Annotated in this window: 6 protein-coding genes; 1 reads left to right on the plus strand and 5 read right to left on the minus strand. The window is 45.0% G+C overall.

Annotated features, from left to right (window positions below):
- The first annotated feature begins 12 nt into the window (after positions 1-12).
- Positions 13-2,034 carry a transketolase gene (tkt, locus tag U0033_RS11025; RefSeq protein WP_072356685.1) on the plus strand — a complete coding sequence of 674 codons (2,022 nt, stop codon included), beginning with the start codon at positions 13-15 and terminating at the stop codon, positions 2,032-2,034.
- 135 nt (positions 2,035-2,169) lie between these two features.
- On the opposite strand, the gene U0033_RS11030 is transcribed toward tkt, so the two are convergent.
- The 5 genes from U0033_RS11030 to U0033_RS11050 form a co-directional block, all read right to left on the minus strand.
- Positions 2,170-4,725, minus strand: coding sequence for a S9 family peptidase (locus U0033_RS11030; RefSeq protein WP_072356684.1), 2,556 nt, complete (start codon positions 4,723-4,725; stop codon positions 2,170-2,172).
- Entirely contained in the window at positions 4,725-6,719 is a 1,995-nt protein-coding gene (locus tag U0033_RS11035; RefSeq protein ID WP_072356683.1) for a TlpA family protein disulfide reductase, read from the minus strand. The genes U0033_RS11030 and U0033_RS11035 overlap by 1 nt, the downstream gene beginning before the upstream one ends.
- A gap of 79 nt (positions 6,720-6,798) precedes the next feature.
- On the minus strand, positions 6,799-8,157 hold the full coding sequence (locus U0033_RS11040) for a RagB/SusD family nutrient uptake outer membrane protein (protein ID WP_072356682.1): 1,359 nt from the start codon (positions 8,155-8,157) through the stop codon (positions 6,799-6,801).
- The gene (locus tag U0033_RS11045; protein WP_177318514.1) at positions 8,157-11,693 is read right to left on the minus strand and encodes a SusC/RagA family TonB-linked outer membrane protein; all 3,537 of its coding nucleotides are present in this window, start codon (positions 11,691-11,693) and stop codon (positions 8,157-8,159) included. The genes U0033_RS11040 and U0033_RS11045 overlap by 1 nt, the downstream gene beginning before the upstream one ends.
- A 339-nt stretch (positions 11,694-12,032) precedes the next feature.
- Positions 12,033-13,166, minus strand: coding sequence for a FecR family protein (locus U0033_RS11050; RefSeq protein ID WP_072356681.1), 1,134 nt, complete (start codon positions 13,164-13,166; stop codon positions 12,033-12,035).
- Positions 13,167-13,178 lie beyond the last annotated feature (12 nt).

Below are 13,178 nucleotides of genomic sequence, written 5' to 3' on the forward strand. Positions count from 1 at the left end.
TTAATTATTTTTATGACTGACACTTCAGCAACAGTAAAGTCTACCTCAATAGACGATCTCTCTGTCAATACCATTCGCTTTTTGTCTATCGATGCCGTACAAAAAGCCAATTCCGGCCACCCCGGTTTACCATTAGGCGCAGCACCCATGGCATATGTGTTATTCAACCGTATCATGCGCTACAATTCCAGCGATCCGAAATGGTTTAACCGCGATAGATTCGTATTATCTGCAGGGCACGGTTCTGCATTATTATACAGCATGCTTCACCTCACAGGTTATGACCTCTCCCTGGAAGATCTGAAACAATTCAGGCAACTTCATTCCAGGACGCCCGGGCATCCTGAAAGTATGTTTACCCCAGGGGTAGAAGTAACCACTGGTCCATTAGGCCAGGGTCTTGGCAATGCAATCGGTATTGCATTGGCCGAAGCACATCTGGCAGCTAAATATAACCGGCCTGGTCATAATGTAGTAGACCACTTCACGTATGTTATTGCCAGTGATGGCGACATGATGGAGGGTGTTGCTTCAGAAGCCTCTTCCCTCGCCGGTCACCTGAAACTAGGTAAACTCATATGCCTGTATGATGATAACAAGATTTCACTGGATGGCCCTACCAGCCTCGCCTTTACAGAAGATGTACTAAAGAGGTATGAAGCCTACGACTGGCATGTACAGATTGTGGAAGACGGAAATGACCTGGATGGCATCGAAGCCGCTGTAAAAAAGGCACAGGCAGTAACTGACAAACCTTCGATCATTGCAGTACGTACCATTATTGGTTATGGTAGTCCGCTGGCTGATTCCAATAAAGTACATGGTAGTGCCATGGGCGAAGAAAATGTGCGCAAGACAAAAGAATTTTATGGTGCAGACCCTGATAAACAATTCTACGTGCCTGCAGCAGTAAAAGAACACATGCTGCTCCGCACAAAAGAAGGTGCCAAATTACAAGAGGAATGGAACCAGCTGTTTGATGCCTATAAAGCAGCTTTCCCTGCCGAAGGAAAAGAACTGGCACTCAGCGCTCATGATGAATTGCCGGAAGGATGGCAAAAGAGCCTGCCGGTATTTACACCGGCAGATGGTGCGCTGGCTACCCGCCAGGCTCATGGTAAAGCCCTGCTGGCTTTAAAAAAAGCAATTCCTTACATATTTGGAGGCAGTGCAGACCTTGCTTCTTCCAATGATATGCCTTTGGATGCCAAACTGAGTTTCCAGCCGGATCATTATGAAGAAACAAATATCTGGTTCGGAGTGCGGGAACATGGTATGGGCGCTATCCTGAATGGCATGGCAGCACACAAAGGGGTGCGTGTGTACGGTGGTACTTTCCTCACCTTCTCTGATTATATGAAAGGGTCCATTCGCCTGGCTGCACTTACAAAGGCACCAGTGACTTATATTTTCACACACGATAGTGTAGGCCTTGGTGAAGATGGCCCTACGCACCAGCCCATAGAACAGGTAACTGCACTGCGCATCGTGCCTAACCTGGTAACGATCCGTCCTGCAGATGCCAATGAAACCGTGCAGGCATGGCGGCTGGCACTGGAACGAAAAAAAGGACCGGTAGCCCTGATCTTAAGCCGCCAGAAATTGCCGGTGCTGGATCAGTCAAAATTTCCTTCTGCCGAAAACGTAGCCAAAGGTGCTTATGTGCTGCAGGATAAGGGGGAGGAATTGCAATTGATCCTCATCGCTACAGGTTCTGAAGTATCACTGGCACTGGCTGCACAGGAGCAGTTAAGTAAAGATGGTATTTCCAGCAGGGTGGTGAGCATGCCATCATGGGAACTGTTTGAAGAACAGGATGCGGCTTACAAAGAAAGTGTACTGCCGAAGAAACTGGTAAAAAGACTATCTATCGAAGCCCTCACCCCTATTGGATGGGATAGGTATGTGGGTCCGGAAGGAAAGGTGCTTGGCCTGAATCGCTTTGGTGAATCCGGACCGGGAGAAGAAGTGCTGAAAGCGTTAGGATTCTCTGTAGAGAATGTAGTGGCTGAGGCAAAGAAACTGATCGGTTAATGGCAAGCATATAAAAAAAGGGAAGGCTGCTGAACGTAGGCCTTCCCTTAATTTTTTATCAAAAAAAAACGCCACTACCTTGAAAGGTAGCGGCGGTTCATTTTATCAACCAAAATCAAAATCAAAAATTTATATCTAGTACTTTTGATCTACGTTTCTCTCATCCACACTGATCCCCTCACTCATCCATCTTGGCATAGGCTTCTTCTTTAAATAATGGTCAAAGAAACCCTGCAGCCGGATCGTGAAATCCTTCTGTGCCGGCAAATCCTCCAGTGTATGATTACCACCTTTATAGTTCAGTAACCACGCTGGACGCCGTAATCTACGCATACTTAGGAATAAATCTAGCCCGTGTGAGAAAGGCACCGCTCCATCCTTGTCGTTATGGAAGATCATTATTGGTGTATGTATCTTATCCGCATTAAATATAGCCGAGTTATTCACGTATCCCTCCTTATCTTCCCAGAGGGTTTTACCCATACGGTACTGCTCGGACTCAAACTTAAACAAACTGGGTGCTCCGTTCTGCCTCATCGCCGTATAGTTATAAGTCATATTCACTACACCCGCTCCAATATTGGCACATTTGAATACATCCGTTCTGGTTACCAGGTAAGATGCCTCATATCCACCAAAGCTATGACCTTGTAAACCAACCGCTTCTTTATCTGCAATACCCTTGTCAATGAGGTATTTAACTCCACTCACGACGCAATTGTACACACTTTCTCCGGGTTTTCCAATGATATAATGCACGTCAGGACGAAATACTAAATAGCCATTGCTGACATAAGTACTGATATTAATCGTACTCGTACTGTATTCAGGTACTATATAATCGTGAAGGTCCTGAGAATGAGTCTCATAGAAATCAACAATCATCGGATATGTCTTCGTCGAATCATAACCTTCCGGCAGGAAAAGCAAACCTTCGTCATCTTTTCCGTCAAAAGTTTTCCATTTTACCACCTTTGCAGTACCCCAGTTAAAATCTTTTTGCTGAGGATTGCAATCCGTCAGTTGCTTTGATTTTTTGAACTCCATATCACCATACCATACATCCGGGCTGATCTGGTAGCTCTGCTTTGAAAAGATACAGGAATGCCCATCCCCTGCTATTGAATGGATTCTCACATCGTAATCAGGATTGTCTGCCAGCTTTTCTACTTTCGCCAGTGACTGTAACCTGTACAAACCATGTGATTTTGTCTCTTCATTGAAGCTACGCAGCAGGATAGGTTTAGAAAGATCTATGTTCTCCATGTATTCCACCCCGTTCAGGCGCAGTACCACTTTATGCTGACGGCCATACTGCCCGGTCAGGGAATAAGGTTTACGCTGACCTGCCAGGTCCACGGCCCACATATCGTAACGGTCATAGAGTACGATGGTATTACCACCGTCAATATACCCTACCAGGCCATAGGCTGGATTACGTCCCGGCTGATCCCACTCTTCATCATTTACCGGGAAACCAATCTGATCAGAGATGTTAATGAAATTACCTGTACCCAGATCGATCTTTTCCCAGATCTTCTTTTGTGTATCGTAATAAATGGCAAACTTACCATTCGGGCTCCAGCTCGGATTTTCATAACTATCCTTTGCTATCAGTTTCCTTTCACCCGTATGTACATTCACCAGGTAAATGTCCACATTATTGTTATAACGATAGTCTACATCTATTTTATAAGGTGCCGGATCCAGTGAAATAACATAGTCAAATGACTCGCAGGATGGTGCCAATACCATACCTGACATTTCAGGTGCCACTTCTACTACCGTTTTCGTATCTACGTTGTAGATGAACTTTGCCTGGTTCATCATGTTCTTGTCGTATACACCTTTGCGTTGCAGTTTTTGAGTCACCGGCTCATTCCATGTCCACAATTCCAGCGTGAAATCAGGATTCTGTACAGGTCGACGCATCGCTGGTTTTTCGCTACGCGAAACATCCAGTACGAATTGTTTGGTACCTGCCGTGATCATGTTCGCCTGTTCGTTTACCTTATAACCTGCAGGTGCTTTCACATCCCTGTAGTCGAATACAAAGCTTACCTTCCCGGTCTTTAAAGAGAAATAGTACACTTTCCTGTCGGATAAGATGGTACCTGCACGCTTCTCCATGTTAAAGTTAAAATCATCGATCGGACCGGAAAACAGTACTGTGTGCTTTCCTTTTAAAGGGCCGGTGAACAGTTGATTGTCCCTGATGTAAATAACATTGCCATCAAAGAAACTGCACCTGCTTACATCGTTCAGTACCACGCTGTCACCGGTATTGATATCTAACACTACCTGTTTCTTGCCTTCGGTGTAGCCCAGGGTTGTGCTGTTATCATTGCCAATAAAATAACTGCTGCGGGTCCAGGCTTCTTCATGTCCGTCTTTCAGGCGTCTCAGTATGGTAGAATCATTCCTGGTGAACTTTATCCATTTTCCCTTACCTAAGAACTCCGGGCTGTTCATCTTTTCAAATGCACTGGTTTTACCGCTAGCGGTATTCACCAGGTATTGTAAATGGCTATCCTCTTGACTATAACGGTAAAGCATCCACTGACCGTCGTAAGATAAAGATGGTGTGCCAATCCTTTTCCATTCGCTATACGCTGTGGTATCGATCGTTTTCTTCTGAGCAACTGCTACCTGCATTCCCAGCAGCGCTACCAGCATTAATTTCCCTTTCATCAATTTTCATTTTTTAACAGGTCAATTACGTATGTCAGTTCATCTACCAGTTTGCTGGCACTACCTCCGTAACCTTCTGAACTCCAGCGAATCACGCCGTTCTTAACGATGATTTTACGAGGTATACCAGATGATTTAAAAATAGGGGAAATAGTTCTGAATACCTTGTCCTGCGTTCCCTTGTTCGAGATATCATCCAGTAACACGTTAAAGCGGTAACCTGATTTGCTGATATAGCTTTTAATATCTTCTTTATACTTGTCACTTGCAGCCTGTGTTGCAATGAAATAAAATGCAATATTTTTATCTTTCGCATATTTATCGACTACCATCTGCATACCAGGGAAAGCGGCTTTACAAGGCGTACACCAGGTAGCCCAGAAGTCGATCACTACGATTTTATCTTTAAAGTCAGCGCTGTTCACTACTTTGCCAGCCAGATCTTTCAGTTTGAACGGCGTATATTTCACATTCATCAGGCCAGCTCTTACTTCAGCTCTGAATTTTTCCATATCTGCTGCAGGTTTCAGGCCTTCCATGTAAGCATCGAAGCCATCTTCCTTACCATTCTTAGCTACATATTCTTTCTTCAGTCTTTCAATCATTGCCGGAGTAGCAGCATTTTTACTTACACCTGTTTCCAATACAGCATCTACCTGTGCTCCATTTCCGGTATGCTCGAGGATGTCGATATGTGCATCGTTCAGTTTTGCACTGGTATACAGGAACTCAGGAGAGATCATACGGATGTAGGTCAGTGCTTCATCATAACGACCCATTTTATCCAGCAGGCGTGCATGCATACCCAGTTTCTTATCCATCTGGGTCTGGGCAAATTCATCTGCCTGTTGCGGAGTGAAACGCAGGGCTTCGTTGTAAGAACCATCATGTACTTTGGTGAGTGCTTCGGTGATGATGGCTTTACCTAATGGATATACGCTATCCAGTGGCATGCTGTTCATCATAAGATGACGCTCTACATTCCAGCGATAGACTTCTACCAGGGTGGCAAAGTCCATTTGTGGCAACAGGGCCATCAGCTGATTGATCTTAGCTGCTGCTACATAACCTGTAGCCAGTTCCCTGAAGGTAGTGTAGTACATAAAACGCTGGTCAGCACTGGAATCCTTTTGCATGTCAGCAATAGGAAAATCCTTCAGGAATTTATCCAGTTTGGCCAGCTTCTCATCGTTGTCCTTGTTGTTGACTGCCTCATTAAATTCCAGCTGGCGTGCCATCTGACCATGTGGATACTTAGCCAGGATGACTGCCTTTACAGAATCCGCCTTGCGCTCGTCTTTCAGGTCGATTTTGAAAGCGCTGTAGATCTGAGCATAGTTCGATTCATCGATGTTAGGCAATCCAGCCAGGCGCACCAGGTTTCTTTCAATCTTCTCATTGTATTCATCGCCCAGTGTCAGCTTCAGCATATCTTTATAAACGCCGAAATAATAAGGCATATTCTGACCATAGTTCTTCATTTCCTTTCGGATCCACATTTCCAATGCCTCATCGCCGATATTAAATTTCTCGAAGTATCCCTGCGGTGCATGACCGAAGGATGGTTTACGGAAGGTGCCCCATGCCAGTGCGCCACCAGGCAGTGCCATTCCCTGTTTATTGAGTGTGGTTTCTACGAACCCTAAATCATTATTGTTGTCATATGCGGCGATCTGCCCATCCTGTTCTACGTAGAATTTGAAAGCTACGAACGCGCAGTTCTCAGGCACATAATACTTTGCATCATAAACGCCATTGTGTAACTGCAGGTTCACATCATCAAGCCCCCATTTGTAGTTGTTGAAGGTGTATACCATACCGCGGATATGATCCTTTCCTGCCAGCGGACCACCAGCGGGATTGTAATGAATGGTCAGGGTATCGCCAGCTACGGGCACACCACTTTTTTGTAACCTGCTGCTATCTGCCTGGCTAAAGCCAACAGCTGGCACTGCCAGCATCATAGCCAGTGCACTGATCCATGTATACTTCATTTGTTGGGTTGTTTTTAAGGCGTACCGGAGAGAGCTATGACACTCCCCCCGGGCTACACCTTATTATGGTTGGTTATTGTTACTCTGGATTTTGTTGAATTTCTGGATTTAACAGAATATACTTGTTGGCAATCGGGAAGACATAACGATTGCTGTTTGGCAGTAAAGTAGTGGTAACACCTTTGAAATCGCGGGTGATTGTCACCTGGTACGCTGCATCTTTATTCAGTCGTTTCTGATCAAACCATCTGAGACCTGTACCGAAGAACTCTCTTCTTCTTTCTGCGATCACGAGTTGCATCGCTTCTGCACCGGTAGATGCAGCAAGCGCCGTATAATCAGTAGCCGCAAAACGTTTTTCACGGATAGAGTTGATCATCGTAACGGCTGTTGTGGCATCATTACTACGCGCTGCTGCTTCAGCAACGATCAGCATCATTTCAGGTACGTTAGGACCCTGGTACATTTTGTTGTACTCACGGGTATAGGTATATCTCCAGTAGCCATATCCCGTAAAAGATGGGAAAAAGAAGCTACCTGGTTTTACAAAGAGTTTGTATCGAAGATCACTCGTGCCCAGCAATGTAAGCAAAGCTGTATCCAATTGTATGCCCTGATAAGTACCATTGCTCACCTTTGAAAAGATCACTTCAGGATCTTTGAGACGCTGCGGGAACGAAGCGGTGCTGGTCTGATAGCTACGCAGATCCAGGAGGCCCTTCTGCAATGCCAGTGCTTTCTCTGCATAGCTTCTTGCTTTGTCAAACTGTCTTACGCTGAGGTACACTCTTGCTAATACGGCATAAGCACCCGCTTTGGATGGGCGTGTATTGTAATCTGGCAGATCAGGCAATGCATCTACAGCTGACAGCAGATCGTTCAGGATCATGTCATAGGCTGCCTGAACTGAGCCTCTTTTCAGGCTTGCATACAGGTCAGAACTCACTACCATCGGTACACCCAGGTCGGTAGACGCGGTTGTGCTGTCATATTGCTTTGCGTAGATATTTACCAGCATCCAGTAGGTAAATGCGCGATGTACCTGAGCTTCAGCATAGATTTGCTTTTTATCTGCATCTGAACCTTTATTGCTGGTCAGCACACCTTCCAGGGTCAGGTTAGCGTTGTAAATAGTATGATACATTCTATCCCAATCAGCATCTGACTGGTTATCCGAATAATATTGAGACTGCCACTGGTACGCCTTATAGTATATATCCGTGAGCTGGGTTTGCTTGTTGGCATCCAGTATACGGGTATCATCGTTGGAATAAATTTGTAACCCACATACGCTTTCCATTTCACTTGTGTTATCCATCAGTGCCCTGTAGTCGCTTGTATAAGTGAGGGTTCTGACACCTATTTGATTTATCTCCACGTATTTGCGGCAACCTGTGGCTAACAGTGCAACCGCTATATAGAAAATTATTTTTTTCATTAGAATGATGCATTAATGTTTAACAAATAGCTGGTTACCGGAGGTGCACTGTAATAGTTACCGTTTGCATTCAGGTACTGCGGATCATACTTCTCCTTGTTTGCCGCCCAGATCATACCCAGGTTACGCACGTTGCCGGATATGGAAAGACCTTTGATAACTCTTGTCGGCAGCATTGCCTTAGGGAAGTTATATCTCAGGGAAATCTGCTGCAGGCGGATATTGTCTGAACTTCTTACCAGTTTGTCAGAGAACTGATAACGGCTAAAGCTATTGTAGTTAATGTTATCCAGACCAGGTACAATGGTATTCGCCTCATCACCTGCCTGACGCCATCTTGAAGCAAAGTCTTTTTGACGACCGATCTGTCCGTAGAAAGAAGAGTATTGCGGATAACCAGTTATAGATGGTTTTATAAACTTACCACCCATATAGTAAGAGATCTGTACCTGCAGGTCAAAATTCTTATACCTGAAGACATTGTTGAAACCACCGAAATATGGAGAATTTCTCATACCTACATATTTCAGGTCTGCCATACTAAATGAAGTTGGCAAGTTGTCCGTACTCTTGATGATCTTATTATCCTTATCATAGATCTGCGTCTGACCGGTATTATCCAGTCCTGCAGAACGATAAACGAATAAAGGACTGATAGGATAGTCGTTAAGTATAGCGGAGCCGCCTAGCAGTGAAAACACTGGCAGATTTGAGTAACGGTTATCAGTGACTTTGTTATTGCTGTATGCGAAGTTAAAATTGGAACTGAATGTCAGGTCTTTCTTGTCCAACCAGGTAGCACCCAGGGTAATTTCAATACCGTGGCTCGACAGCGTACCGGAGTTAAAGTATAAGCTGGACCAGCCATAAGTACTGTTGTAAGGTTGGCTTACCGCGATACCATAGCTCCATTTACGATACACTTCCACACTCGCAGTCAGTCGGTTGTTGAACAAGCCGATGTCCAGACCACCATTCAGGGTACGGGTAGTTTCCCACTGTAACTGCTGATTAGCAGGATTGGTGACATAACCATAAGGCAGGTTGGTATTAGGATCTGTATTACCCAGGCCAATCACCGGCACTCTGTAACCATACAAAGGTACAGCCCCACCAGTACCTATGGTTGCTCTCAGGCTCAGGTTACTTAACCAGGTATAAGGCTGCAGGAATGATTCCTGTTGCGCATTCCACTTAGCACCTACAGACCAGAAAGGTTTTGCACGCTTGCTGCGATCTATACCTAACAAAGTATAATCATCATAACGAACACTACCGGATACATCATACTTAGCTTTATAATTATACGCTACATTACCATAGTATGACAGGTAACGGTTCCTTGATTCTCCAATACCACTCAGGTTATTGCCTAACTGCTGGGTATAACCGTACATGGTCATATTATAAACAGTGGGGTTCACTGCACCAAAAGTATTTGCATCCTGATCATAACCATAACGGGTTGAATTGTCACCCTTGGTATAGGTCTGGCGGATCTCGGTACCAGCCAGTACATCGATATGATGATCGGTCAGGAATGTTTTATTCAGCGTCAACTGTCCACGCACTGCATATTCAGTGTTTAAAGACTGTGCAACATAGTAGGTACCACCGTAAGGAATACTGTACACAGGTCTTTTTGTAGTTGAAGAGATAGTTGTGTAGTTGTTCATTAATATACGACCCTGATAACTGTCGATTGTATTAATGGCACTCTGGTAGCTGTTGAATCGCTGGTACTGACCTGATACGTTGGCATGCAGCCAGGATGTAAGGTTTACATTGATACCTGAATTGAAACGGGCAGTAGTGGTAGAAGTTTTGGTATTGCTGTAGTTCAGCTCCTGAATAGCGTTATAGGTAAAGGGTAAATAGCCTAGTTTCGTCAGACTGTCAGTAAATTCTGGGCGGAATATCACATTACGCTTGATCAGGCTACCATCACTATTCACCAGCATATCATACGGGCGCAGGGAAGTCGTTGAAGAACTCAGCGCATCCATAGCTGCCAGGTTGGTGGACAGGTTATTGAACTGGTATTGAATACCTGTGCTGAGTGTCACCCTGTTATTCCAGAACTTATTGGTCAGGTTGGCAGTCAGGTTGGTATTATTACCGCCATTACTCCTGTAAATAGGATTATCCCTGTTATGGTTGGCAGCGATATAATATGAATTGACATCATTACCGCCGGAGACAGATAAGTTATATTGCTGTGAGATAGCTTCGCGTAGCAGGTACTTCCTGATTTGTCCTTCATTGTTGCGCTTCGAGATTGCGTCGATCGCAGCATTTGCTTCGGCTTGTGTCGCTTCACCTCTCTGCACCTTGAAGAGCCATTCCTGCACTTCACTTGGATTGGCAGCATACAGCGGGTTGTAGTAAGGGCTTTGCTTACTGTCAGTAATAAATCCTTTATTTACCAGGTCTTTTTCCAGGTCTACATACTCAGCTGTGTTCATCCAGTGTAATTTGGAGAACTTAGGAGCAGAAGCCATACCTATAGTAGTAGAGAAATTGAGAGAAGGCAGGCTATTTTTACCATGCTTGGTGGTAATGACGATCACGCCGTTTGCACCCTTCGCACCCCAGACAGAAGTAGCCACTGCATCTTTCAGGAAGGTGATCTGTTCAATATCTGCAGGGTTGATGGTAGACATGATCGCATTGTTAGACATGATGGCTGCGCCTCTTGAAGTGAGTGACTGCTTGTCACCAATGGCGATCATTGGAAAACCATCTATTACGATCAGCGGTTCTGAACCACCAGCATAAGTATTCGTACTTCTAATTTGTACAGTACCGCCATTGGGATCTACTTTCACACCTGCTACCTTACCTTCCAGTCGCTGGAGGATGTCGATAACGGGACTAGCCTGGATATCCTTTGAAGTCAAAACGCCATAGGAACCAGTAGCCCTCTCTTTAGAGATGGTCTGGTAACCGGTAGTTACACTTACAATCACTTCATCAACATTCACCACCTGCCTTTTCATTGCAATGTCCAGTTTGGTGCTGTTGGTAATTTTAATTTCCTGTGGTTCAAAACCCACATAAGAAATGATCAGCACATCTCCCACATTTGCATTCAGGTCAAAATAACCTTTGCTGTTGGTGATTACAGAAACAGGACCATTTTTCACTTTCACTGTTGCACCTTCCAGTGGATAACCATTCTCTGCATGCACAATACCTTCTACAGGTACAGTGTTGATCACCTCTGGTACACCCGGCAGTTTTACCTTCTTACTTACAAAGATGGTCTGCTCACGGATCAGGTATTGCAGCGATTGATTTTTGAAGATCTGTTCCAGGAATTTGTTCAATGGCATATTAGTAGCAGCAACAGAAACCGGTGCTGCTTCAGCCAGTAATTCACGATCACAGAATACAAGAAATCCTGTCTGCGTACGAATGGTAGAAAATGTTTTTTCCAGGGAGATATTATTCCCGGACATTGTCACTGATTGAGATCGACCACTTGCATAAACCCCCATGAATGCAATGGTCATTAATACGATGGTTAGCTTCATAACTAACATGATTTTGGCTGACATCCGGCTTCCATAAAGCCGGTAAAAAGGCATGACACGGTCGGCCCGGTCACAAAAAGCATTTTTTTGCATACCTTGCATTTGGTTTGGTTGATTGAAAAATTCAGTTGTCCCTAAATAATTGTCTATTCAGTGCATCCAGACCCTGACCGCTCAGAATCCTACCTCTGGGCGGTTTTTAGTTTAGAAGAACTTATATTGAAAAAACAATTCACATGGTTGTGGTGTACGATCGTGGCTCATTTTAAATGTTCAATACTACCCACAGGTAGTTCATACCTGCCGGCACAATTGATCACGCTGAATCACCGCTGTTTTTTAAGGCAATACGATCAGCCTTTTGCCTTCAATTCTAAAATGCACTCCTGACAATTTTAATCCCTCCAGTACTTGTGCCAGGCTCAGATTACGGCCTATTTCGCCATAGAACCTGTTGGTTGGAATTCCCTGTTCATAAACCACCTCGATGTCATACCACCTGGCCAGCTGACGCATGACCGCTTCTACCCCCAAATCATCAAAGTTAAAGACCCCATCTTTCCAGGAACTTACCTGGCTTGTGTTTATATTTCTGTTCACTGTGATTTCATCATTCACCTGCGCCTGCTGACCCGGTTGCAATACAACGGCGGCAGCATCTTTGTTCACTTTGATGCTACCCTGCAGCAGGGTGGCCCTGATCTGCTTTTCGTCGGGATAAGCATTGATGTTGAACTGTGTGCCCAGTACCTGTACCTTCACCTGGTCTGCTACTTCTACTACAAAAGGATGTGCTGCATCCTTCGCTACATCGAAGAAGGCTTCTCCTGTAATGGAAACGATCCTTTCCTTACCTGTAAAGGCAGTCGGATACTTCAGCGAGCTCCCGGCATTGAGCCATACCGTAGTTCCATCCGGCAATTGCAATTGAAATTGCCGGGCTTTGGGCGTACGGATCATATTGTAGCTCACGGCAGCTGCATTATCAGCATTATAACGCAGACTACCATTATTTAATGTAACCGTAGTGCCATTCTGGTTGGCAATCACCCCATTGCCGGCACTGTCCAGGGCTATAACCTGGCCATTGGCAAGGGTGAGCACGGCACCACTTTTACCAGGCTGTACATCATTTACTTTCGCAGCAATTATTGGTGCAACTTGCCTGCGATCCGGTTTGAAAACATACCAGGCAGTAGTACCTAGTACAATGATGGCTGCAGCAGCAGCGGCCCGGCGCAGGATTGGCATTTTCCTGACTACCGCCTCTTTATGTTGTAAGCGCTCCTCCAGTGAGGACAGGAACACTGGCGACGCTGGCTCATAATCCACTTCCCCCGCTTGTTGCAGGATACGATGGAACTCCCCCGGGTCTACTTCAGCATACCAGCTAAAAAAAGCCAGCTCTTCTGTTTCGCTCAGGGTACTGCTCCTGTATTTATGAATTAAATGGATGATTTGCTCGTCACTCATATACAAGAGACG

Source organism: Chitinophaga sancti (assembly GCF_034424315.1).
Lineage (GTDB): Bacteria > Bacteroidota > Bacteroidia > Chitinophagales > Chitinophagaceae > Chitinophaga > Chitinophaga sancti.